27 protein-coding genes and 1 tRNA gene are annotated in these 22,855 nt (G+C 71.6%); 19 read left to right on the forward strand and 9 right to left on the reverse strand.

From position 1 onward, the window contains the following. Together GA0070214_RS25880 and GA0070214_RS25885 are read left to right on the forward strand one after the other, a co-directional pair. On the forward strand, window positions 1-579 hold the full coding sequence (locus GA0070214_RS25880; RefSeq protein ID WP_091269115.1) for a dihydrofolate reductase family protein: 579 nt from the start codon (window positions 1-3) through the stop codon (window positions 577-579). A gap of 41 nt (window positions 580-620) precedes the next feature. Next, the gene (locus GA0070214_RS25885; protein WP_208602904.1) at window positions 621-1,556 is read left to right on the forward strand and encodes a phosphotransferase family protein; all 936 of its coding nucleotides are present in this window, start codon (window positions 621-623) and stop codon (window positions 1,554-1,556) included. Between the two features lie 11 nt (window positions 1,557-1,567). Here the strand turns inward: GA0070214_RS25885 and GA0070214_RS25890 are convergent, their stop codons facing one another. Both GA0070214_RS25890 and GA0070214_RS25895 read right to left on the reverse strand, forming a co-directional pair. Beyond that, window positions 1,568-1,750 (reverse strand): DUF397 domain-containing protein, encoded by a 183-nt coding sequence (locus GA0070214_RS25890; protein WP_091269116.1) that lies wholly within the window; start codon window positions 1,748-1,750, stop codon window positions 1,568-1,570. Beyond that, window positions 1,741-2,544: a helix-turn-helix domain-containing protein gene (locus tag GA0070214_RS25895; RefSeq protein WP_091269117.1), complete on the reverse strand. Its 804-nt coding sequence runs from the start codon at window positions 2,542-2,544 to the stop codon at window positions 1,741-1,743. The genes GA0070214_RS25890 and GA0070214_RS25895 overlap by 10 nt, the downstream gene beginning before the upstream one ends. Window positions 2,545-2,768: 224 nt before the next feature. Between GA0070214_RS25895 and GA0070214_RS25900 the strand changes: the two genes are divergently transcribed. From GA0070214_RS25900 to GA0070214_RS25910, 3 genes are read left to right on the forward strand one after another with little or no spacing between them, the layout of a single operon-like run. Next, entirely contained in the window at window positions 2,769-3,098 is a 330-nt protein-coding gene (locus GA0070214_RS25900; protein ID WP_091269118.1) for a hypothetical protein, read from the forward strand. Window positions 3,099-3,152: 54 nt separating this feature from the next. Further along, the gene (locus GA0070214_RS25905; RefSeq protein ID WP_091269119.1) at window positions 3,153-3,656 is read left to right on the forward strand and encodes a SigE family RNA polymerase sigma factor; all 504 of its coding nucleotides are present in this window, start codon (window positions 3,153-3,155) and stop codon (window positions 3,654-3,656) included. Further along, on the forward strand, window positions 3,653-5,029 hold the full coding sequence (locus tag GA0070214_RS25910; RefSeq protein ID WP_091269120.1) for a TolB-like translocation protein: 1,377 nt from the start codon (window positions 3,653-3,655) through the stop codon (window positions 5,027-5,029). Before GA0070214_RS25905 ends, GA0070214_RS25910 begins: the two co-directional genes overlap by 4 nt. Here GA0070214_RS25910 and GA0070214_RS25915 read toward each other — a convergent pair. The 4 genes from GA0070214_RS25915 to GA0070214_RS25930 form a co-directional block, all read right to left on the reverse strand. Then, window positions 5,001-5,798: an alpha/beta fold hydrolase gene (locus GA0070214_RS25915; protein ID WP_091269121.1), complete on the reverse strand. Its 798-nt coding sequence runs from the start codon at window positions 5,796-5,798 to the stop codon at window positions 5,001-5,003. The genes GA0070214_RS25910 and GA0070214_RS25915 overlap by 29 nt on opposite strands. A gap of 63 nt (window positions 5,799-5,861) precedes the next feature. After that, the gene (locus GA0070214_RS25920) at window positions 5,862-6,344 is read right to left on the reverse strand and encodes a GNAT family N-acetyltransferase (RefSeq protein ID WP_208602905.1); all 483 of its coding nucleotides are present in this window, start codon (window positions 6,342-6,344) and stop codon (window positions 5,862-5,864) included. A 228-nt stretch (window positions 6,345-6,572) separates the two neighbouring features. Continuing rightward, a complete protein-coding gene (locus GA0070214_RS25925; protein WP_091269122.1) occupies window positions 6,573-8,054 on the reverse strand; it encodes an NCS2 family permease in 1,482 nt (493 codons plus the stop codon). 333 nt (window positions 8,055-8,387) lie between these two features. After that, window positions 8,388-8,975, reverse strand: coding sequence for a helix-turn-helix domain-containing protein (locus tag GA0070214_RS25930; RefSeq protein WP_091269123.1), 588 nt, complete (start codon window positions 8,973-8,975; stop codon window positions 8,388-8,390). Window positions 8,976-9,056: 81 nt separating this feature from the next. Between GA0070214_RS25930 and GA0070214_RS25935 the strand changes: the two genes are divergently transcribed. From GA0070214_RS25935 to GA0070214_RS25975, 9 genes are all read left to right on the forward strand, one after another. Continuing rightward, complete coding sequence (locus GA0070214_RS25935; protein WP_091269124.1) at window positions 9,057-10,067, forward strand: NAD(P)/FAD-dependent oxidoreductase; 1,011 nt, start codon at window positions 9,057-9,059, stop codon at window positions 10,065-10,067. A 14-nt stretch (window positions 10,068-10,081) separates the two neighbouring features. After that, a complete protein-coding gene (locus tag GA0070214_RS25940) occupies window positions 10,082-10,699 on the forward strand; it encodes a class I SAM-dependent methyltransferase (RefSeq protein WP_091269268.1) in 618 nt (205 codons plus the stop codon). 95 nt (window positions 10,700-10,794) lie between these two features. Continuing rightward, window positions 10,795-12,642 carry a glycoside hydrolase family 15 protein gene (locus GA0070214_RS25945; RefSeq protein ID WP_091269125.1) on the forward strand — a complete coding sequence of 616 codons (1,848 nt, stop codon included), beginning with the start codon at window positions 10,795-10,797 and terminating at the stop codon, window positions 12,640-12,642. 107 nt (window positions 12,643-12,749) lie between these two features. Then, window positions 12,750-13,220 (forward strand): peptide-methionine (R)-S-oxide reductase MsrB, encoded by a 471-nt coding sequence (gene msrB, locus GA0070214_RS25950; protein ID WP_091269126.1) that lies wholly within the window; start codon window positions 12,750-12,752, stop codon window positions 13,218-13,220. Continuing rightward, on the forward strand, window positions 13,213-13,731 hold the full coding sequence (msrA, locus tag GA0070214_RS25955; protein ID WP_091269127.1) for a peptide-methionine (S)-S-oxide reductase MsrA: 519 nt from the start codon (window positions 13,213-13,215) through the stop codon (window positions 13,729-13,731). The genes msrB and msrA overlap by 8 nt, the downstream gene beginning before the upstream one ends. Before the next feature lie 38 nt (window positions 13,732-13,769). Then, the gene (locus GA0070214_RS25960; protein WP_091269128.1) at window positions 13,770-14,996 is read left to right on the forward strand and encodes an epoxide hydrolase family protein; all 1,227 of its coding nucleotides are present in this window, start codon (window positions 13,770-13,772) and stop codon (window positions 14,994-14,996) included. After that, the gene (locus tag GA0070214_RS25965; protein WP_091269129.1) at window positions 14,997-15,950 is read left to right on the forward strand and encodes a redoxin domain-containing protein; all 954 of its coding nucleotides are present in this window, start codon (window positions 14,997-14,999) and stop codon (window positions 15,948-15,950) included. A 54-nt stretch (window positions 15,951-16,004) separates the two neighbouring features. Beyond that, on the forward strand, window positions 16,005-16,892 hold the full coding sequence (locus GA0070214_RS32630) for a hypothetical protein (protein WP_244167855.1): 888 nt from the start codon (window positions 16,005-16,007) through the stop codon (window positions 16,890-16,892). 50 nt (window positions 16,893-16,942) lie between these two features. Continuing rightward, window positions 16,943-17,611, forward strand: a complete 669-nt coding sequence (locus GA0070214_RS25975) for a DNA alkylation repair protein (RefSeq protein WP_091269130.1) — start codon at window positions 16,943-16,945, stop codon at window positions 17,609-17,611. A gap of 35 nt (window positions 17,612-17,646) precedes the next feature. Here GA0070214_RS25975 and GA0070214_RS25980 read toward each other — a convergent pair whose 3' ends face one another. Both GA0070214_RS25980 and GA0070214_RS25985 read right to left on the reverse strand, forming a co-directional pair. Continuing rightward, a complete protein-coding gene (locus GA0070214_RS25980; RefSeq protein WP_091269131.1) occupies window positions 17,647-18,516 on the reverse strand; it encodes an AraC family transcriptional regulator in 870 nt (289 codons plus the stop codon). Window positions 18,517-18,601: 85 nt separating this feature from the next. After that, the gene (locus GA0070214_RS25985; RefSeq protein WP_091269132.1) at window positions 18,602-19,030 is read right to left on the reverse strand and encodes a hypothetical protein; all 429 of its coding nucleotides are present in this window, start codon (window positions 19,028-19,030) and stop codon (window positions 18,602-18,604) included. A 94-nt stretch (window positions 19,031-19,124) separates the two neighbouring features. Here GA0070214_RS25985 and GA0070214_RS25990 point away from each other — a divergent pair, with 94 nt between their 5' ends. The 5 genes from GA0070214_RS25990 (at window position 19,125) to GA0070214_RS26010 (ending at window position 22,658) form a co-directional block, all read left to right on the forward strand. Further along, window positions 19,125-19,523: a hypothetical protein gene (locus GA0070214_RS25990; protein ID WP_091269133.1), complete on the forward strand. Its 399-nt coding sequence runs from the start codon at window positions 19,125-19,127 to the stop codon at window positions 19,521-19,523. A gap of 73 nt (window positions 19,524-19,596) precedes the next feature. Beyond that, the gene (locus GA0070214_RS25995) at window positions 19,597-19,980 is read left to right on the forward strand and encodes a hypothetical protein (protein WP_091269134.1); all 384 of its coding nucleotides are present in this window, start codon (window positions 19,597-19,599) and stop codon (window positions 19,978-19,980) included. A gap of 123 nt (window positions 19,981-20,103) precedes the next feature. After that, the gene (locus GA0070214_RS26000; RefSeq protein WP_244167856.1) at window positions 20,104-20,592 is read left to right on the forward strand and encodes a hypothetical protein; all 489 of its coding nucleotides are present in this window, start codon (window positions 20,104-20,106) and stop codon (window positions 20,590-20,592) included. Window positions 20,593-20,673: 81 nt separating this feature from the next. Next, window positions 20,674-21,348, forward strand: coding sequence for a nucleoside/nucleotide kinase family protein (locus GA0070214_RS26005; RefSeq protein ID WP_091269135.1), 675 nt, complete (start codon window positions 20,674-20,676; stop codon window positions 21,346-21,348). Between the two features lie 416 nt (window positions 21,349-21,764). Then, window positions 21,765-22,658 (forward strand): hypothetical protein, encoded by an 894-nt coding sequence (locus tag GA0070214_RS26010; protein WP_139141907.1) that lies wholly within the window; start codon window positions 21,765-21,767, stop codon window positions 22,656-22,658. 47 nt (window positions 22,659-22,705) lie between these two features. Here the strand turns inward: GA0070214_RS26010 and GA0070214_RS26015 are convergent. Further along, window positions 22,706-22,780 (reverse strand) — tRNA-Val (locus tag GA0070214_RS26015). Window positions 22,781-22,855 lie beyond the last annotated feature (75 nt).

Here is a 22,855-nt window from a genome sequence, read left to right on the forward strand (position 1 = left end):
TTGCGCAAGCTCGTGTACTACGTCGCCAGCACCCTCGACGGCTTCATCGCCGCCCCCGACGGGTCCTACGACTTCCTCCCGCTGGAGCCGGAGGTGGCGGCCTACCTGGCCGCTGAGTGGCCCCAGACCTTCCCCACGTTCACCCACGCCCAGTTCGGCATCGCCTCGCCGCCGGCCGGCCGCTTCGACGCCCTGCTCATGGGCCGGGCCACCTACGACCCGGCGCTGAAGATCGGCGTGACCAGCCCCTACGCGCACCTCAAGCAGTACGTCTTCAGCCGCTCGCTGCCCCCGTCGGACGACCCGCAGGTCGAGATCGTCGCCGGCGACCCGGTGGCCTTCGTCCGCGAGCTGAAGGCCCAGCCGGGCGGCGACATCTGGCTCTGCGGCGGCGGGCAGCTCGCCGGCCAGCTCCTCGACGAGGTCGACGAGCTGGTGGTCAAGCTCAACCCGGTCGTGGTCGGCCGCGGCATCCCGCTGGTCGACCGGGGCTTCGAGCCGGCCCGGTTCACGCTGGCCGGGACCCGGCCGTTCGACACCGGCGTGGTGGTGCTCCGCTACACCGCCGGGGCGCGGTAATCGGGTTGCCCGCGGCCGGACGGGTCGCGCACGGTGGATCGGTGACCAGCCTGACGAAGAGCCGGATCCGCTGGGCCGACCTGCCCGCGCCCGTCCGCGCCGCGGTCGAGGACATCCTCGGCGACCGGGTGGTGGCCGCCGAGTCACAGCACGGCGGCTTCTCCCCCGGCACCGCCGACCGGGTGCGCACCGCCGGTGGCGGGCGGGCCTTCGTCAAGGCGGTCAGCCCCGCGCAGAACGACCGCAGCCCCACGCTGCACCGGGCGGAGGCGCGGATCGCCGCCGCGCTGCCACCGGCCGCGCCGGCGCCCCGGCTGCTCGGCAGCCACGACGACGGCGACTGGATCGCGCTGGTCTTCAGCGACGTCGAGGGCCGTCACCCGGTCACGCCGTGGGACGCCGGGGAGCTGGCCGTCGTGCTGTCCACCCTGGAGGCGATGGCCGGGGTGCTCACCCCGGCACCCGCCGCGGTGGTCGCCACCGCGACCGAGCAACTGGGGTACGACTTCGGCGGCTGGCGGCGGCTCGCCGACGACCCACCGGCCGACCTGGACCCGTGGGCCGCGGCCCGGCTGCCCGAGCTGTGCGCGGCCGCCGACCGGGGGCTTGCCGCGCTGGCCGGCGACACCCTCTGCCACGTCGACATCCGGGCCGACAACCTCCTGATCGGCCCGGACGGCGACGTCACCGTGGTCGACTGGCCCTTGGCCTGCCGCGGGCCGGCCTGGCTGGACAGCCTGCTGACCCTGATCAACGTGCAGGTGCACGGCGGTCACGACCCGGAGGCGCTGCTGGCCGCCCGGTCGCTCACCGCCGGGGTGGACGCCGCCGACGTGACCGGGGTGCTGGCCGGGTTCACCGGCTTCTTCCTGGACGGCGCCCGCCAGCCGCCCCCGCCCGGCATCCCGACGGTCCGGGCGTTCCAGCGGTTGCAGGGCGACGCGCTGCTGCCCTGGCTCGCCCGCCGGATGGACTGAGAACGGCCGGATCAGCCCCGCTTCGCGAAGGCGACGAAGGCGCGCCAGGTCTGCGGGGTGAAGATGAGGGCCGGACCGGCGGGGTCCTTGCTGTCCCGGACGCCGACCACATCAGGCAGGTTGTCGGCCACCTCGATGCACTCCCCCTGGCCGCTACGGCTTGACTTCCGCCACTGCGCGCCGATCAGCTCCACGATGTCACCGCTTCCTTCATCAGCTCGATCGACTGGCGGCGGGACAGCGCCTCGTTGCGGACGCTCTCCCACCTCGACAGCAGAATAGCTAGATCCTCATCTCTGTCGACGACGACGCCGCCGAGCTGAGTCTCCAGGTGACCGACCCAGCCGCCGTTCGCGTCTCTACCCAGGACGAACGGCCCGATCAGTCCCACATGCACACTCACCTCCACGGGGATGACCTGCACGCTGATGTGCGGCTTAGCGGCGCAGGCGATCAGGTGCGCCGTCTGCTCGGCCATGATGCCCTTGAAACTTTCGTCGGCACGACGCAGGACGGCTTCCTCGATCACCGCGATGAACTGCGGCGGATTCGGCTGCGAGAGGATGGACTGCCGATCCAGCCTGACGTTGAGGCGCTGCTCGACCTCGTCGTCCGTCAGGGTGTCCGCCGAGCGAATGACTGCGCGGGCGTAGTTCTGCGTCTGCAGCAGCCCTGGGATCAGAGTCGGCTGGTAACAGCGGAGCTGCTGTGCCTGCCGCTCCGCTTCCAGCCAGGGCCGTAGCCAACTCGGCTGGCCGTCGCGATCGGCGAGCTTGAGCAGCGACGTCAGCAGGCCGCCGGTGGCCAGCACCTCGTCCGCACGTTGAAGGAAGAACCGGTCAAGCGGCCGTTGGCCCAGTTCGACCGCGGACACCTGGGAACCCGAGAAGTGAACCAGCTTCCCGAACTCCTCCTGGCTCAACTCGGCCTTCACTCGCAGGCGCCGTAGCTGGGCACGGATCAGGTCGACCGTCGGCTCGCTCTCCACGCTTCCTCCCCAATTTCTCGGCGACCTTCCCTGCGTCGCCGCGTTTCGGTGTCGGCCGACCCGACGTCTTCACGATCAGCCTCGGCGGCTTCCGAGCGTAGTGCTGTCCTCAACAGACTGTCACCGGTGGGCCGCATCCCGTCCGGCCCGCCGCGGGGCCGCCCCCGATTCCCCCGATGCCGTGGGCGGCCCCGACCTCAGCCTCCGTGACAAGGAAGGTCGTGATGAGCGGCGCCATGCTTCCCGTACCCCGGCTCGGGCCGCACCCCGACCGGCCGCGCGCCTACCCGCCGGACCGGCCGCCGCACCTGCCGATCCGGCCGCTGTGGCTGTGCCGGGCGTGCGGGGCACCCTGGCCCTGCGCCCAGGCCCGGCTGCTGCTCAAGGTCGAGTACGCCGATCACCCGGTCGATCTGGCCGTCTACCTGTCCGGGCTCTACCACGAGGCGACCCACGACCTGTTCCGGCTGAACCCGCACGACGGGCCCACGCCGCGCGAGCTGTTCGAGCGGTTCGTGGGGTGGGGGCCGTACCGGCGAAGCGTGGTCGAATGACGGCCTCAACCATCCGCCGGGTGACACGCGTTCCTAGGGGGCGAGGGGGTGGGCATGTCGGAGACGTTCCACGAGTTCGTGGTGCAGCGGTCGCCCGCGCTGTCGCGGACCGCGTACCTGCTGACCGGCGACCACCAGCACGCCGAGGACCTGTTGCAGAGCGCGCTGGCCCGGACGTACCGGCACTGGCGGCGGATCCACGACGGGGACCCGGAGGCGTACGTGCGCCGGGTCATGTACCACCAGCAGGTCTCGTGGTGGCGCCGGCGGCGGGTGGCGGAACGGCTGGACGCGACGCCGGTCGAGCGGGGCGGCGGCGACCACACCGAGGACACCGCGCTGCGGCTCAGCGTGGTGGCGGCGCTGGGCCGGCTCACCGCCCGGCAGCGGGCCGTGGTGGTGCTCCGCTACTACGAGGACCTGACCGAGGCGCAGGTGGCCGAGGTGCTCGGCTGCTCGGTGGGCACGGTGAAGCGGCACGGGCACGACGCCGTGCGCCGTCTCCGCGACCTCGTCCCCGACCTGTGGGAGCCGACGCCGGAGAGGAGCGGGCGATGAGCGTACGGCTGCGGGAGGCGCTGCGGGAGGCGGCGGCCGAGGTGCCCGCGTACCCGGTGCACGACCGTGCGGTGCGGACCGCGCGCCGCACCCGGCGGCGGATGGCGGCGGCGGTCGCTGCGGTGCTGGTGCTGGTGGCGCTCGTGCCGGTGGCGGCGCGCGGCGGCGACCGGCCCTCGATCGCTCCGGCCGGTGTGGACGGCCCCGCGCTGCCGGACCGGATCGGGCTGCCGCCGTTCGGCTCGCTGCACGCGACCGACCGGCCCCGGCTCGGCCCGGCGGCGCTGATCTTCAGCGGGCAGGCGCGAGGGCTCACGGGCCTGATCGACGAGGACGGCACCGTCGGCATCGTCGGGGCGGACGCCGACCGCTACCGGACCTGGACGGTCGGCTTCGAGGCGCCGGCCGGGGAGCAGGTGCTGCTCAGCCCCGACGGGCGGCGGATCGCCGTTCCGGCCGGTTCCCCCGGGCACCCGGGCATCGATCTCGTCGACCTGGTGGACGGCACGGTGCGGCATCTGGCGAGCCCGCGGCCGGGCAGCAGCCTGACCCGGCCGGCCGGTTGGGCGCCGGACGGGTCCGCCCTGGTCGTGCGGGACACCACGGCGGCCAACCCGGAGGGCAGCGCCTACGTCGACACGCTCAGCCTGGTCCGGCTGGACACCGGCCGGGCGGTGCGGCTGCTCGAGACCGACCAGCTGCCGATCTTCGGCGCCCCGGTCGCGTTCACCGCCGACGGGTCCCGCCTGGCCTTCCAGGTCGGCGACAAGGTGCTCGTGACCGGCACCGACGGGCGGCAGGTCACCTCGTTCCCGCTGCCGCCGGAGAGCGGGCTGGCCGGCAAGGGAGCCTGGCTGCCGGACGGGTCGTTGGCCCTGGTGAGCCGCGACCCGGACACCACCCGGTGGCGGCTGCGCCGGGTCGACCCGGCCAGCGGCCGGGACCTCGGCGTGCTGGCGCTGCCCGCGGTCGACGGTGTCACCACCATCCGACTGCTGGGCTGGTGGCCGGACGGATCCGCGCTGGTGGTCGGCTACCGGCCCGATCCGGACTCGCCGGAGCGCTTCGACGGGCCCGTCGACATGGACCAGCGGACCGTGTATCCCAACGTGCAGACGGTCCGCGTGCTGGGCCTGACCCCCGGGGCCGCCACGCCGACAACGCTGCTCACCGCCCCGGACCAGGTGCTCGCCATCGACGTGGCGGACGCCGTGGTGCGCGCCGGGCGCGTCCGCGCGGCGGATCCGCCGTCCGGACCGGGCGGCCGGTTCTGGTGGGCCGCCGGGGCGGCGGCGCTGGTGCTCGGCGGCCTGGTGGCCGCGCGGCTGCTCCGGCGGCGCCGGGTCACTCGGGGGCGCGCACCTCGTGGGTGAGGAAGGGCAGCACGGCCGCCGGCAGGGCGGGTGAGCCGACGATGTCGTGGTGGGTCAGCCCGGGCAGCACGGCCAGCCGGGACGCGGGCCGGCCCGTGCCGTCCCCGCCGGCGTCGCGGTGGCCGCCGCCGAGCAGCCCGAAGAACTCGGCCGCGTGGCGCACGGGGATCGAGTCGGCGTCGGCGAACACCAGCAGCACGGGCATGGGCAGGGCGGCCACCTCGGCGGACCAGTCGTACTCGCGGCGCAGCAGCTCGCCGGTCTTCGCCCAGAGGGTCGGCCAGTCCTGCGGGCGGGGCGCGACCCGTTCGTAGCGTTCGTGCGCCGGGGTGCCGCGCATCCGCTCGGCGATCCGCTCGTCCTGGGCGGCCATCGCGGTGAGCACCTCCGGAAACCAGCCCCGGCGCCGGCACGGCGTGGAGACCAGCACGAGGCGGCGGACCAGGGCCGGGTGCTGGATCGCGGCGCGCAGGGCCACCCCGCCGCCGAGCGAGTAGCCCAGCACGTCGGCGGCCGGCAGGTCGAGGTGCCGCAGCAGCGCGGCGATGTCGTCGGCCATCGACTCGTAACGCAGCGGCCGGTCCACGTCGGCCGTGCGGCCGTGGCCTTGGAGGTCGACCGCGACGACCTGCCGGCGCGCGGCCAGCTCGGGCAAGATCGGCGCGAACATCTCCGTCGACCCGTACCCGCCGTGCAGCAGGACGAGCGGGCGCCCGCCGCCGTGGATCTCGTACCAGAGCCGCACCCCGTCGACGTCCGCGTAGCTCACGCCCGTTCAACGACGGACGGCCCGGCGGCGGGTCGCCCCGCCGCCGGGCCGTTGCGCTCGGCGTTACCCGGCGACGTACCGGTGCAGCAGCCCCTCGTCGCTGTCGACGGTGCCGTCCCGGCGCAGGCCGGCCTTCTCCAGCACCCGCACCGACGCGATGTTGGCGGGGTCGACGGTGGCGAACACCCGGGTCACCCCGGGCAGGGTGCGGGTGTCGGCCACCAGGGCACGCACCGCCTCGGTGACGTAGCCCCGGCAGCGCCGGGACTCGACGATGCCGTAGCCGAACTCGACCGCCCCGTCGGTGGGCGGCAGGAACATCCCGATGCCGCCCACGGTGAGGCCGGTCTCCCGTTCGATGATGAGCCGGTGGCCGTGCGGCCGGTCCGGGTTGCCGGCGATGATGCCGGCGATCACTCGCTCGCCGTCGGCGGGGAAGTCCGCCGCCCAGTGCGGGCGACGCTCACCGGCGACGACGGCGGCGGCCTCCTCGGCCGGCCAGGGGCGCAGCACGAGTCGTTCGGTGGTCAGTTCAGAGATGAACAACGCGATTCTCCAAGGTCATGGAGTGACCCGGGTCGCGGTGAGCGTTCAGTCAGGAGTCGCGACCCGGAAAAGGGCATGGCAGGGGGAGCTCATGGCAATCCATGGCCTCATCCCCCTGCGCCCACGACGGTCGCGTGTCCGCGCCCGGGCACTCTAACCCATGATCCGGATACGCCGCGCCCCCGTTGCCTCGGGCCAACGGGCAACGGGGGCGCGGCGGAGAACCGGTCAGCTGACGCCGGTGACGGCCTTGACCAGGTTGATGGCGAAGTAGACCACGAAAGCGGCGGCCACCGCCCACATGAGCGGGTGGATCTGCCGGGCCTTGCCCTGCGCCACCCGGATCGCCACCCAGCTCACGAAGCCGGCGCCGATGCCGTTGGTGATCGAGTAGGTGAAGGGCATGAGCGTCATGGTCAGGAACGCCGGGACGGCGACGCCCACGTCCGTGAAGTCGATGTCCTTGACCTGGCGGATCATCAGCGCGCCGACGACCACCAGCGCCGGGCCGGCGGCCTCGCTCGGCACCAGCGACACCAGCGGGGTGAGCAGCAGCGCGCCCAGGAAGAGCACGCCGGTGACCACGCTGGTCAGGCCGGTCCGCCCGCCGTCCGCGATGCCCGAGGAGGACTCGACGTACGTGGTGGCCGACGAGGCGCTGCCCGCGCCACCGGCGACCGCGGCGACGCCGTCGACGAAGAGCACCTTGCCGAGGCGCGGCATGTCGGTGCCGTCCTCGGTGGCCAGGTTGGCCTGCTTGGCGAGGCCGACCGTGGTGCCCATGACGTCGAAGAAGTCGGCCAGCACCAGGGTGAAGACCAGCAGCAGCGCGGTCATGAGGCCGACGTGGGCGAACGCGCCGAACGACACGTTGCCGAGCAGGTGCAGGTCGGGCGTCTGGACCAGCGGGTCCGGCAGGGTCGGCACGTTGAGCCGCCACCCGTCCGGGTTGGGCTTGCCGTCGACGAGAGCCGCGCCGGGCTTGGCCAACGCGTTGACGATCACCGCGACGACCGTGGTGGCCACGATGCCGATGAGGACGCCGGCCTTCACCTTGCGGGCGACCAGGATGCCGGTGACCAGCAGGCCGACCACGAAGACGACGGTGGGCCAGCCGTGCAGGGTGCCGTTGCTGCCCGAGCCGAGCTGCAGCGGCACACCGGTGCCGGCCCGGACCAGGCCGCCGTCGACGAAGCCGATCAGCGCGATGAACAGGCCGATGCCGGCCGCGATGGCCGCCTTCAGCTCCGCCGGGATGGCCCGGAAGACGGCCTTCCGGAACCCGGTCAGCACCAGCACGGTGATGATCAGACCCTCGATGACGACCAGGCCCATGGCCTCGGCCCAGCTCATCTGGGACGCGACGGCGTACGCCACGAAGGCGTTCAGCCCGAGACCGGTGGCCACCGCGAACGGCACCCGGCCGACGATGCCCATCATGATCGTCATGACCGCGGCGACCAGGGCGGTGACCCCGGCGACCGCCGGGATGCCCAGCGTCTTGCCGTCGGCGTCCGGCGCGGTGCCGATGATCAGGGGGTTCAGCACGACGATGTAGGCCATCGTCGCGAAGGTGGTGAGCCCGGCGAGCACCTCGCGCCGGACCGTCGAGCCCCGTCGGGTGATCTCGAAGAAGCGGTCGAGGCGGCTCTGCGCGGCGGGTTCCGCCGGCTCCACCGGGGCAGCAGGATCCTGCGTAGACACGCTCATGGCGTGGCCTTACTCCGTTCCGGGTTGGCCCAGCCGGTCATGCCGGCCGGGCGGGTGGGGGTGCAGCCGTCCCGTTTCGGTTGGCCCGGAGAACGTCGGGACGGCTGGGCTCCACGGATCCCGTGAAGCACTACGAAGCCGCACCCCGGGGTCCGGGGAAGCGACTTCGCGAGCCCACCTTAACCGCCGGGTAACGGCAGATGACCTGCCCCTGAGCGGGGATCCGGCGCGAGGGTGGCCAAGGTCACGCGAGCCAGGGCGCACCGGCGAGATCTTGGTAGGGAACGGCCCCAATAGGGGCCACTCTGTACCAAGATCTTCAAAAAGCGATCTTCAGGAGGCCGTGCGGGGGCGGGCGCGGAGGTGGGCGCGTTCGCCCTGGGCGCCGAAGAGGCTGAGGAACTCGACCGCCTCGTCGTCGGCCCGGCCGAACCAGTGCGGCACCCGGGTGTCGAACTCGGCCGCCTCGCCGGGCGCGAGCACCAGGTCGTGCTCGCCGAGGACGAGCCGCAGCCGGCCGTTGAGCACGTAGACCCACTCGTACCCCTCGTGGGTCTGCGGGGTGGGCTCGGCGGGCCGCCCGCCGGCGGGGATGACCAGCTTGTACGCCTGGATGCCGCCGGCCCGGCGGGTGAGCGGCAGCATGGTCATGCCGTGCCGGGTGACCGGCCGCAGGTGGATGCGCGGGTCGCCGGTGGGCGGGGCGCCGACCAGCTCGTCGAGGGTCACGCCGTGCGCCCGGGCCAGGGGCAGCAGCAGTTCCAGGGTGGGGCGGCGGCTGCCGGACTCCAGCCGCGACAGCGTGCTCACCGAGATGCCGGTGGTGGCCGACAGGTCGGCCAGGGTGGTTGCTCGTTCGCGGCGCAGCGCGCGCAGCCGGGGGCCGACCGTGTCCAGCGCCCGGTCCAGGTCGTCGTCCATTCCACCAGTTTGCCAGAACAGCAACAAGGTTTGCGGGTGCGGCTACCACCGCCGCATCGTTGCCGGCAGGAGGTGGTCAGGATGACCGAGAGGTACGAGGTGGTCGTGATCGGCGGCGGCGCCGCCGGGTTGAGCGGTGCGCTGATGCTGGCCCGGGCGCGCCGGTCGGTCCTGGTGATCGACGGGGGCAGCCCGCGCAACGCGCCGGCCGACGGGGTGCACGGGCTGCTGGCCCGTGACGGCATGCCCCCGGCGGAGCTGCTGGCGCGCGGCCGGGACGAGGTACGCCGCTACGGCGGGCACCTGGCGGACGGTGAGGTCGACACGGTGACCCGCGACGGGGAGGACTTCACGGTGGTGCTGGCCGGCGGCCGGCGGGTGCGGGCCGGCCGGCTGCTGGTGGCCACCGGCCTGGTCGACGAGCTGCCCGAGGTGCCCGGACTGCGCGAGCGGTGGGGCCGGGACGTGGTGCACTGCCCGTACTGCCACGGGTGGGAGGTGCGCGACCGGCCGATCGGGGTGCTGGCCACCGGGCCGCTGTCGGTGCACCAGGCGCTGCTGTTCCGCCAGTGGAGTGACGACGTCGTGTTCCTCCGCCACACCGCGCCGCCGCTCGGCGACGAGCAGGCCGAACAGCTGGCCGCGCGGGGCGTTCCGGTGGTCGAGGGCGAGGTCGCATCGGTCGAGGTCGTGGCGGACCGGCTGGCCGGGGTACGCCTGCGCGACGGCCGGCTGGTCGCGCGTGAGGTGCTGGTGGCCGGACCCCGGATGGTGGCGCGGGCCGGGTTCCTGGCGGCGCTCGGGTTGCGGGCGGTGGCGCACCCGTCCGGGGCCGGCGAGCACGTGCCCGCCGACCCGATGGGGCGTACCGACGTGCCCGGGGTGTGGGTCGCGGGCAACGTCACCGACCCGGCCGCCCAGGTCGGCGCGGCAGCGGCGGCGGGCGCCCTGGCGGCCGCCGCGATCAACGGCGACCTGGTCGCCGAGGAGACCCGCCGGGCGGTCGAGGCGCGGCGGCGGGACGTGTTCTCGGCGGAGACCGAGGCGCGGGTGAGCGAACTGGTGGCGGGCGACCGCCGCCACGGACTGTGAACGGGGAGGCGGCGATGGCGGAGTTCGATCGGGCGTACTGGGAGGAGCGGTACCACCACCAGCACGCGGCGCACCAGCGGACGCCCACTCCCCACCTGGTGGCGGAGGTAGGCGACCTGGCGCCCGGCACGGCGCTGGACGCGGGTTGCGGCGAGGGTGCCGACGCGATCTGGCTGGCGGCGCGCGGCTGGCGGGTCACCGCGGTCGACATCGCGGACGGGGCCCTGCGTCGCGCTCGCGAGCACGCGGCGGCACAGGGCGACGAGGTCGCCGGCCGGATCGAGTGGGTCCGGGCCGACCTGGCCGGCTGGCGTCCCGCCGAGGGGCACTTCGACCTCGTGACCAGCTCCTACGTGCACGGGGCGGGCGAGGACCTGGTCGCCCGGCTGGCCGCCGCGGTCGCGCCCGGCGGCACGCTGCTCGTGGTGGGCCACGACCCGACCGATCCGCACACCGCGGCGGCCGGCGCTCCGGCGACGGCGCACGTCACCGCCGAGGGGATGGCTGCGGGCCTCGACCCGGCGCGGTGGGAGGCCGTGGTGGCGGAGACCCGGTCCCGGTCGGTCACCGCCCCGGACGGCCGGCGGAGCACCCTGCACGACGCGGTTCTGCGCGCCCGCCGGCGCGGCTGAGCACGCGGAGGGGTGGCATTCACGAATCCGACTTACATGGACAATATTGCCCTTTAGGTTACTGCGGGGAGGGTGCAGTCGAGACGGGGGGCGACGTGAGCGAGTATCCGCCGATCGAGGATCACGGACTCATCGGTGATCTTCAGACCGCCGCCCTGGTGACCTGCGACGGCACGATCGACTGGTTCTGCGCACCCCGCTTCGACTCCCCCAGCATCTTCGCCAGCGTGCTCGACCGGGAGCGCGGCGGCTTCTTCCGGATCGCGCCGCACGAGACCACCTACGTGACGAAACAGCTCTACCTGCCCGGCACCCCCATCCTGATCACGCGCTTCATCAGCGCCGACGGGGTCGCCGAGATCCAGGACTTCATGCCGGTCACCGGCGAGAAGGCCACCGACGTGCACCGCCTGGTGCGCATGGTCACCATGGTCCGGGGCAGCATGCGGTTCCGGCTGGAGTGCCGGCCCCGGTTCGACTACGCGCGCGAGCGACCGCAGCTGGAGCGGCACCGGAACGGGTACGTCTTCCGCGGCTCGTCCGCGTCGCTCACCTTCAACCCGGTCCAGCCGGTCCGCCGCCTCATCGCCAAGGAGGACATGCACCTGGAGGACGGCGACCTGATCGGGTTCGGCACCCTCAACCAGGGCGACACCGGCGGGGTCGTGCTGGAGACGAACTCCGAGATGGAACCCCGGGCCGTCCCGCTCGAAGAGGTGCAGGGGATGTTCGAGTGGACGCGCGACTACTGGCGGCGGTGGGTCGAGCGCTCCCGGTACACCGGCCGCTGGCGGGAGATGGTCGAGCGGTCCGCCATCACGCTGAAGCTGATGACGTACGCGCCCACCGGCGCGATGATCGCCGCGCCGACGGCCGCCCTGCCCGAACTCGTCGGCGGCACGCGCAACTGGGACTACCGCTACACCTGGGTCCGGGACACGTCCTTCTCCGTGCACGCGCTGCTCGGCCTCGGCTTCACCGAGGAGGTCGGCCGGTACATGGACTGGCTCGACGAGCGGATCCGGGAGGCCGGCGACCACCAGGCCCCGCTGAAGATCATGTACCGGGTCGACGGGTCGTCCGACCTGCACGAGGAGGTGCTCGACCACCTGGAGGGATACCGGGGCTCCCGGCCGGTCCGGATCGGCAACGGCGCCGCCGACCAGCTCCAGCTCGACATCCACGGCGAGGCCCTCTACGCCATGCACGTCGCCGACGAACAGGGCATCCGGGTCTCCCACCAGGTGTGGAAGAGCACGGTACGGCTCATCGACTGGCTGTGCCACAACTGGGACCAGCCGGACGCCGGCATCTGGGAGAGCCGGCACCATCCCCGGGACTACACCTTCGGCCGGGTGATGTCCTGGGTCGCCCTGGACCGGGCCATCCGGCTCGCCGCCCGCACCGGCCGCCCCGGGGACGTCGCCTGCTGGACCAGCCAGCGGAACCTCATCTACGACCAGGTCATGGCGCGCGGTTACCACCGGGGCCGCGGGTCCTTCGTCCAGGCGTACGGCGAGAACGTCCTGGACGCCGCGCTGCTCTCCATGCCGGCGGTCGGCTTCGTGACGCCGTCGGATCCGATGTGGTGCCGCACCCTCGACGCCATCGAGCGGGAGCTGGTCTCCGACAGCCTGGTCCACCGGTACGACCCGGTCCACTCCCCCGACGGGCTCCCCGGCCACGAGGGCACCTTCAACATGTGCACCTTCTGGTACGCCGAGGCGCTGGCGCGCTCCGGCCGGCTCGACGACGCCCGGCTCACCTTCGAGAAAATGTTCACCTTCAGCAATCACCTCGGCCTCTACGCCGAGGAGATCGCCTCGACCGGTGAGCAGATCGGCAACTACCCGCAGGCCTTCAGCCACCTCGCCCTGATCAACACGGCCCTGGCGCTGAACGACATGCTCGAGACCGAGGCCGAGGCCCGGCGCAGGCGGTGACATCTCGGGACGGGGTTAGCCGACGGCAGGCCGGGTAGCCACTCGCGCTGCGTGTGCAGCTCGTTGACCGGCCTTCCTTGCCGACGACCCAGCCGAGAGGAACGACGGTGTCGCACGAATACCGGAAGAACCCGGAGGCAGTTTCCCGGTTGTCGCCCGAGCAGTACCACGTGACCCAGGAGGGCGGGACCGAGCGGCCCTTCGCCAACCCCTACTGGGACACCAAGGAACCGGGCATCTACGTCGATGTCGTATCCGGCGAGCCACTGTTCGCGTCGGTCGACAAATACGACAGCGGCACCGGCTGGCCCTCCTTCACCAAGCCCATCGAGCCGCGCAACGTGGTCGAGGTCCGGGACGTCGCCCTCGGCATGGTGCGCACCGAGGTCAGGTCCGCACACGGCGACAGCCACCTCGGGCACGTCTTCGACGACGGCCCCGTCGCCACCGGCGGGCTGCGCTACTGCATGAACTCCGCGGCGCTCCGGTTCATCCGGCGCGACGACCTGGAACGGGAAGGGTACGGCGAGTACCGCGCACTGTTCGAGCACCCGGACGGGGGGCGAAGCGATGAGTGACAAGACGGAGAAGGCCGTCCTCGCCGGCGGCTGCTTCTGGGGAATGCAGGACCTCATCCGGAAACGGCCCGGCGTGGTGTCCACCCGGGTCGGCTACACCGGCGGCGACGTGCCGAACGCGACGTACTACAACCACGAGGGCCACGCCGAGGCCATCGAGATCGCCTACGACCCGGACAAGCTCTCGTACCGGGACCTTCTCGAGTTCTTCTTCCAGGTCCACGACCCGACGACCCTCAACCGCCAGGGCGGTGACGTCGGCACCAGTTACCGGTCCGCCATCTTCTACTGCGACGACGAGCAGCGGAAGGTCGCCGAGGACACGATCGCGGACGTCGACGCCTCCGGCCTGTGGCCGGGCAAGGTCGTCACCGAGGTCACCCCGGCCGGCCCCTTCTGGGAGGCGGAGCCGGAGCACCAGGACTACCTGGAGAAGCATCCCGGCGGCTACACCTGCCACTTCCCCCGGCCCGACTGGAAGCTGCCCCGCCGGGGCGAGAACCAGAGCTGACCGCGCGCTGCGAGAAGTCCGAGGAGAAGGAGACCCACGTGGCTGTCAAGACGCAGACCCTGGCCCGCGCCACCGACATCCGGCCGTTCACGGTGGAGATTCCCGAAGCGGATCTCCAGGACATGCGGCGGCGCATCGCCGCCACCCGATGGCCCGAGAGGCAGACCGTCGACGACCAGTCCCAGGGCGTGCCGCTGGAGACCAGCCAGGCGCTCGCCCGCTACTGGGAGAAGGAGTACGACTGGCGCAAGGTCGAGGCGCGGTTGAACTCCCTGCCCAACTTCATCACCGAGATCGACGGCCTGGACATCCACTTCATCCACGTCCGGTCCAAGCACGAGAACGCGCTGCCGATCATCGTCACGCACGGCTGGCCCGGCTCCGTCATCGAGCAGCTGAAGATCATCGAGCCGCTGACCGACCCGACGGCACACGGCGGGTCCGCGTCGGACGCCTTCCACGTGGTGATCCCGTCGATGCCGGGTTACGGCTTCTCCGGCAAGCCGACCGAGCCCGGCTGGGGGCCGGAACACATCGCGAGGGCCTGGACCGAGCTGATGAAGCGCCTCGGCTACGACCGGTTCGTCGCGCAGGGCGGCGACTGGGGCGCCCTCATCACCAACCTGATGGGCGTGCAGGCACCGCCGGAACTGGCCGCCATCCACACCAACATGCCGAGCACGGTTCCGTTCGAGATCGACGCGCTGGTCCAGTCCGACATCACCGGAATCAACGGCGCGCTCTCGAAGCTGCCGGCCAACCTCTCCGACGAGGAACGGCGGGCCACCGAGCAGCAGGACTTCTTCTGGAAGCACTCCGCCTACGCACTGATCATGGCCACCCGCCCCGAGACCCTGATCGGGCTCGCGGACTCGCCCGTCGCGCTGGCGACCTTCATGTGCGACCACGACGCGGCCAGCCTGGAGCTGATCTGCCGGGCGTTCGGCGGGAACCCGGGCGGCATCAGCCGCGACGACATCCTCGACAACATCACGCTCACCTGGTTGACGAACACGGGCGTCTCCTCCGCCCGCCTCTACTGGGAGAACAAGTACTCCTTCCTCGGCGCCAAGGACGTCAGGGTGCCGGCCGCCGTCAGCGTCTTCCCGGACGAGCTCTACCAGGCGCCGCGGAGCTGGGCCGAGCAGGCGTATCCGAACCTCATCCACTACAACCAGCTCGACCGGGGTGGGCACTTCGCCGCCTGGGAGCAGCCGCAGCTCCTGTGCGACGAGCTGCGCACCGCCTTCCGGTCGGTTCGCTAGATGGCCGTCTCCGAGCGGCTGCGCCTGCCCGCGCTCGACGGGGCGACCGGGTGGCTCAACTCCGAGCCACTCGGTCCCGCCGAGCTGCGGGGGCGCCCCGTCCTCGTGAACTTCTGGACGCTGACCTGCATCAACTGGCTGCGCCAGGAGCCGTACGTGCGGGCGTGGTCGCAGGCCTACCGGGACGACGGGCTCGTGGTCCTCGGCGTGCACACGCCGGAGTTCTCGTTCGAGCACGACATCGACGGGGTGCGCCAGGCGGTCGCGGCCCGCGGGATCGACTACCCGGTGGCGGTCGACAACGACTACGGGGTCTGGAGCGCCTTCGACAACCACTACTGGCCGGCGCTCTACTTCGTCGACGCGGACGGCGTCATCCGCGACCACCATTTCGGCGAGGGCCGCTACGAGAAGTCGGAACGGACGATCCAGCGGCTGCTCGGCGTCGACCGGGACCTCGTCCCCGTCGAGGGACGCGGCGTGGAGGCCGACGCCGACTGGGACCACCTGCGCACGCCCGAGACGTATCTCGGTTACGCGCGCTCGGAGCAGTTCGCGTCACCGGACGACGCCACGTACGACGCGAGCAGCGCCTACGAACTCCCCGCGAGCCTGCCCGCCGACCACTGGGCGCTCGGCGGCGAGTGGACGATCGCCTCCGAGCGGATCGTGCTCGACCGGCCCGGGGGCACCCTCGCCTTCCGGTTCCAGGCCCGCGACGCGCATCTCGTGCTGTCGCCCGGGGCGCACGGCCCGATCCCCTTCCGCCTGCTCCTCGACGGCGCGGCGCCGGGATCCGCGCACGGCGACGACGTCGACGAGAACGGCAACGGCCTGCTCCGGGAGGGCCGGCTCTACCAGCTCGTCCGCCAGCGGGACGCCGTCCGGGAGCGGACCCTGGAGCTCACGTTCCTCGAACCCGGCGCCGAGGCGTACGTGTTCACCTTCGGCTAGCGGCGCGGCTGAATTGACCTCGCGCGTCGCCACGCCCGTTGGCAGAATCGCCGGGTGCCCGAGCCGGTCGACGTGAGCCCACCGTTCCGCTGGGATCTGGTGACACCGGACCAGCTCGGCTCGATGCTGGCCGGCGGTCCCGAACCGGAGCTGTGGTTCATCGACGACCTGACGGAGTGCGCGGGCAAGGTGCTGGCCCGCAGCGGCAACGGCGACCTGCTGTTCGTGGGCCGGTCGCTGGACTCGATGTTCGACCTCCTCAGCGGCGCCCTGGCCGGCATCGCCACCGAGCAGCGCCTGGCGCGCCTCCCCTTCTCGTTCCACCGGCGGCCGGTGGTGGACGGACGCGGGAAGTGGCGCGTGCCCGCGCTGTCGGCCGAGCAGCGAACGGCCGCCCGCCGGGTGCTGACCGACCTCGACGTGACGCCACACGCCCTGGCCCGCCGGCGCCGGCCGGTGACCTTCGTCGACGTGGTTCACGAGGGCTCGACCTTCGCGGAGCTCTTCGAGTTGCTGGACGACTGGATCGCCGAGTCCCGCGAGCCGTGGGAGGTCGTACGCCGGAAGCTGCGGTTCCTGGGCGTCACCCGGCGCCGGAAGACGAGCCCCCACACCTGGCGCTGGCAGCAGCACGCCGAATGGACCCGGCGGCTCCCGGCCGCCTCGGTGCAGAACGTCTCCCTGCACGCCCTCGTGTGGTCCTACTTCGGCGACCACCAGACGAAACTCACCCGATCGTTCCGACCGGACCGGTGGCTCCGTCCGGACGACGGACCGGGCCGCGACGAGCGGGCCCGGCAGGCGCTCGCCGAGGCGGTCGCCCTGGTGGCGTACGGCCGGGGCGCCTCCGGCCGGCGCGCGCTCGCGTCCGGGATCGACCGCGAGCCGGCCCTGGCCCAACCCTGGCTCCGCTCCCTCGTCCGCCGGCTCAACGGGGTCTGACGGCAGGGCGTCGTAGGCTGCATGTCGCAGGTGACGGGCGGGAGGCTGAGATGGCCGAGACCACGGTGGCCGGGGTGCTGGCCGAGCTGGCCGCACTCGAGGACCCGAAGGCACGCGCCGTGAACGAGCGGCACGGTGACGATCACGGGGTCAACCTCGGCACGCTGCGCGCGCTCGCGAAGCGGCTGAAGACGCAGCAGGAACTCGCGACCCAGCTCTGGGCGACGGGCGACAGCGCGGCCAGACTGCTGGCACTCCTGATCTGCCGCCCGAAGGCGTTCGCACGCGACGACCTGGACGTCATGCTGCGCGAGGCCCGCACACCCAAGGTGCACGACTGGCTCGTGAACTACGTGGTGAAGAAGAACCCGCACGCCGAGGAGCTGCGGGTGGCCTGGTCCGCCGACCCGGATCCCGTGGTCGCGAGCGCCGGCTGGGCGCTGACCACGGAACGCGTGGCGAAGAATCCCGAGGGCCTCGACCTCGCCGGGCTCCTCGACGTCATCGAGGCGGAGATGAGGGACGCCCCGGACCGCCTGCAGTGGGTTATGAACCACTGCCTGGCGCAGATCGGGATCGAGGACGCCGCGCTGCGCGGCCGTGCCATCGACATCGGCGAGCGCCTGCAGGTGCTCAAGGACTACCCGACTCCCCCGGGCTGCACATCCCCGTTCGCGCCCATCTGGATCACCGAGATGGTGCGCCGGCAGCAGTCCTGAGCAGCCGGCGCACCGTCAGCGGCCGAGCCGGTCCGTCACGCCGGTTCGACGGGTAGCCACAGCTCGCAGGTCGCGGTGCTGAAGTCGTCCGCGCGGTCGAGGACGGCCACGATCGAGGGTCCGGGACGCAGCCGCCACGGGTTCGAGGGGAACCACTCGGTCGCGGTCGCGGCCCAGGTCTCCTGCAGCACCTGCGGGTGCGGTCCGGAGGTGCGGAAGACGGCCCACCGGCCGGCCGGCACCTCGATGGCGTCGAGGTCGTCCGGGGCCGGCGTGTCCGGGGAGAGAGCCACCCCGTGCAGGTACGTCAGCTCACTGCCCTCGGTGCCGTCCGGATCGAGGTCGTCGCAGACCTGCAGCAGGCCCCCGGGCTCGGCGTCGCCGAGGCCCTTCAGCCGGACATGCTCCTCCATGGGCAGCGCGGTGATGTGCCGCTGGATGTGCGGGTTGATGCCGTGGTGGATCAGCGGGACCCGGGCGGCGTGCCCGACGAGCCGGAACGCGGGGCGGTCGACGATGCGGGTGTGCATGGGGTTGCTCCCTTCAACGGTCAGGCGGAACCTGAGCTGCGGTTGTGTGCGAAGGGGGCCTCCGTCGCGGCGGACGTCACCGGGGCCGGCGCCGTGGACCGCCCGGAACGCGCGTCCGAACGCCTCGGTCGAGCCGTACCCGTGCCGGACGGCGATGCTCAGCAGATCGTCCCGGCCGCGGACGACGTCGGCGGCGGCGAGGGTCATGCGGCGCCGGCGCACGTACTCCGACAGCGGCATGCCGGCCAGCGACGAGAACATCCGCCGCAGGTGGTACTCGGTCGTGCCGAGCGTCCGGGCCAGCCCGTTGACGTCGAGTTCCTCGGTGAGGTGCTCCTCGACGAGGTCGACGAGCCGGTTGAGTGCCGAGATCACGTGGCCTCCTTTCGACGTCAAGCCTGGCCCGGCGGGCCGGGCCCGCGCCCGACCGCTGTGGCCCGATCCGATCAAGTTTGAAAGATCACTTCGACTCGCCCGGGCAGCAGGAGCAGCGGCCCGAGTCCTCCGGGTCATCCGGTTGCACGGTGCCGTTCAGCAGCCCGACCGGTTCCGGCATGCCCCCCGGCTGATGGCGGTACACCCCGCACGGCCCGCTGACGTCCCACAGGTGGGTCAACGGCCCCACCGCCTCCGGCACCGCCGCGCACATCACCGCGCAGTGCTCGTCGCTGACGTACGCGGCGAAGACCGGATGGCCGGTCGACGCGGCCACCGCCCGGGACGGCCCGAGCAGATCCGGCGGATCGTTCCACCCCTGGGTCTCCAGCGACTGCCACCCGTCGCCCAACTCGCGCAACCACCGATGGCGGTAACCGAACCCGCCGATGCCGTCCTGGTCGACCAGCAACCCCCGGGGCCGCGCCACCACCACCGTGCCCCAGTAACCCACCGGCGCAGGCTAGGCCGACCATCGCTCGCCTGCCTCCCCGTTGATCAGCTTTTTCGGCTGACGGCTGTGCGGCTGCGTCTGACACCCTGCAAGGATGCGCAACCTCGGGTCGTCCATCGAGTTCCGCGAACAGCCATGGCCCGCCATCGCGGCACGCCTACACGGGGTCCTCGACGACAGCGCCACCTACGAACCAGTGCTGGACATCGTCGACAGCGTCATCGCGTTCGAGGCCGAGGCCCTGCTGGCCGGCACGACCTCAATGTTCGATCTCGTCGTCACGCCGAAACCCATCACCCCACCACCCGTCGACGTCGTGGTGGTCCGATCGCTCTACGGCCGGATCACCATCGAGCACATCTCTCACACCGGGCGGAACGACCGGATTGAGCGACCAGCGCAGGAAGGCGTCGCCCTGTTCTGGCGGTTCATGATCGAAAAGTTCGTCCACCCCACGCCGACCGGCGCACCACCCGACCAGGAGATTCCGTGACCCACTCCGGTCCGGGCGCGTCTCTGCCCCCGGCCAGCAGGGCATTCGCTTCTACGGCCGGTAGCCTCCCGGTGTGCGATACCTCAGCCGGTCCTTTCTCCTTGGCACGCTCCAGCGCAGGAAGGAGGTCGAGCAGTTCCTTGGACCCATCACGCTGAAGGGCGTCGAAGGCATCCGCTGGGTCTCGATCTGGCCATGGCAAGACGGCTACAACGTGTCAGTCCATGACGTGCAGGACGTGAACGACGAGAACTGCCGGGACCTGTCGGTGTTTCCGTCGCTTGATCCAGAAGGCGAGGACGACCCCGGGCCCGGCCGCGTCATCGGGCACGTGCAGGACCCGGCCGAAGCGCTGGAACTGGCCGAGCGTACGACCGGGGCGTCGCCGCACCGTTGGGTCAACCACGGCGTTGCTGGAGAGGACTACGCGGACTTCATCCGGGTCAGGAACTCCTGACTCAGACGTGCCAGCCTTGCCTCGCGTTGCGGGGGCGGCACGCCCGTCACGGGCAGCCGCCGGACGCGACGAACAGTCCCCGCCATGGCTCAGGAAAGGGCGACGTCCCTAGCTACGGCGATCGTGAAGACCTTCCAGCTGCAAGCAATCGCCAGCCGAACGTCGCGTCGCGGCTCTGAGCTGACGTCCATCACCAAGGGAGACCCGTTGACCGAAGACGAAAGCCTTCGCCGCTACGGCCTACGACCGTCCTCCGCCGACCTGCCCCACATCCGCGCGATGCTCGACGCCCAAGCAGACCTTGAGCAGCATGAACAGGACACCGAGCTCATGAAGCTGTGCTGCCTGCAGCTGTTCAACGCCGGTCAACTGAGCGACGTGCTCGTCATCTGGCAGGCCAAGGAATCGAGCTGGGACGCCCACTGCTCGATCGACGTCCAACTGCTCTGCGGAGCAGGACTGGACGCCACCAAGGCGCACCTGGAGGCCGACGGCTCCGAGGACGCGGCAGAAGCACTCCGCTACCTGCTCGACTGCGAGGCCGCCGGTGACTTCGACAACTTCTCAGTAGCCGAGGAAGCCCGATGGAGAGCCAACTACCACCTGAACTGATCAAGAGACCCAGACCGAACGTCAAGCGCGACATGGCGACCTTCGCGAGACCGGGACGGGACGGGACGGGACGGGTAGGACATGACCCAAGGCACCCGCGACGAGTTGCTCGGCCGCCTGGCTCAGGCAGTCGGGTCCGTCGCAGTCGCACATCCGACGCGGGTAGCCATCGACGGTCCGCCGGCCGCAGGCAAGACGACGCTCGCCGACGAACTGGGCGCCGCCTTGCGCGAACAGGGCCGCGACGTCATCCGCGCGACGATCGACGATTTCCTCTTTCCTCGGGCACAGCGCTATCCGCGCGGCGAGTTCTCGGCCGAAGGCTGCTACTTCGACACCCACGACTACGAGGCGCTGAACCGGGTTCTGCTCGATCCGCTCGGCCCAGGCGGAGATCGACGCTTCCAACACGCGGTCTACGACCGCACTGCGGATACTGCGCTTTCCCCGCCGGTCACGACTGCCCGCGCCGACGCCGTGCTGGTCTTCGACGGCGTCTTCCTCATGCGCCCGGAACTGATCGATCGGTGGGACCTGCGCATCTTCGTGTCGACCGCGCTCGACGCCACCGTGAATCGTGCCGTGATCCGAGAGCGTCGGGTGTCATCTCGGTCCGAAGTCGAACGGCGCTGGCGGGAGCGTTACATCCCCTCTCAACAGCTCTACTTTGCTCTGGTCCGCCCGACCGAGCACGCCGACATCGTCGTGCACAACGACGAGCCCCAGCAGCCTGTCTGGGATACCCGAACACGATGACCGCGCTCGGTTCGGCAGGAGCGTAGGTCCCGCCAGCGCAGTCCACAGACAAGTGCCGGCGGTCAGGCCATCGCGATTAGGACAGCGGGACCGATCATGTGATCGGCTCCCCTGCTGGTCACGGGTGGTGGGCACGGCAGGTCTCGGACCTGCGACCCCTCGCTTGTAACTTCTGGGCGCTCCGTCCGGCCGGGTCCATCCTCGTCCGTGACCTCGGACGACCAACCGGGGTCGGCGGCCAACGGTCGCCCCTGTCCGGGTCAGTTGCTGTCAGCGTTGCTGTCGACAGGAACAGGGCTACTCGGGTGCGGCCTGGTGCCCGCCCGTTCCGCCGCCCCAGCGCCGTCGAGGCTCGTGTCCAACACGGAGTTGAAAGGCGGAACCTGCGCCTGCCGCAGGGCAAGTACGGTGTCGCCGTGCGGAATTCGAGGAAATTTCGATGGGCCTCGCAGACAGTCGCCGCTTGCGCGGTCGCGATCGCCTGGGTGATCCTCGGTTACGGTCTGCGCTCCCAGCCAGATCCAGAGGCGTGGAGCGAGTTTTTTGAGGCCGGCGGCAGGTTCGCTGCGTTCATCGGCATCTACCTGCCGTTCTACCTCCTGGCGCCCGTCCTGGCCGTCGTGGTCGTCCTTGCCCTGGTCTCGACCCGCGACTGGTTGTCGGGGCTCCTGACCACCGCTGCGATCGGCGTCGCGCTCTTCGAGGGCTGGGTGGCCATGATCGGCGGTCCTCTGTTCCAGGCTCAGCCCCACCTCATGGCGTCCCTCATCTGGTGCGTCGTCGCTGACGGCGTGGCTATCGTGGCGCTGGTCGGCGTATGGCTGACCCACACGGGCGAACCGACTCGGGCAGTGAACGGTGTCGCCGTGGGGAATTCGAGGAACCTTCGACGAGCCTCGCAGACAGTCGCCGCATGCGCGGTCGCGATCGCCTGGGTGATCCTCGGTTACGGTCTGCGCTCCCAGCCAGACCCAGAGGGGTGGGGCGAGTTGGAGGCCGGCGGCAGGGGCGCGGCGGGCCTCTTCATCTACCTGCCGTTCTACCTCCTGGCGCCCGTCCTGGCCGTCGTGGTCGTCCTTGCCCTGGTCTCGACCCGCGACTGGTTGTCGGGGCTCCTGACCACCACTACGGTCGGCGTCGGGCTCTTCGGGTGCTGGGTGGCCCTGATCGGCGGCCCCTTGGTCCAGGCCCAGCCCGACCTCCCGGCGTCCCTCATCTGGTGCGTCGTCGCTGACGGCGTGGCTTTCGTGGCGCTGGTCGGCGTATGGCTCACCCGCACGGACAAACCGACTCGGGCAGTGAACGGTTGATCCAATGGCGAGATCCGCTACCGGCGGAGTCCCGCCCGACCAGGTGGTGGTGGGCGCGGCAGGTTTCGAACCTGCGACCCCTCGCTTGTAAGGCGAGTGCTCTCCCACTGAGCTACGCGCCCGGAACGCCCGAACGGCGGGCCGGAGCGGCAAGCTTACCTGCCGGGCTCCGGCCCGGTCGAACGACGTGCTGGGGT

The sequence above is a fragment of the Micromonospora chaiyaphumensis genome (genome assembly GCF_900091435.1).
GTDB lineage: Bacteria > Actinomycetota > Actinomycetes > Mycobacteriales > Micromonosporaceae > Micromonospora > Micromonospora chaiyaphumensis.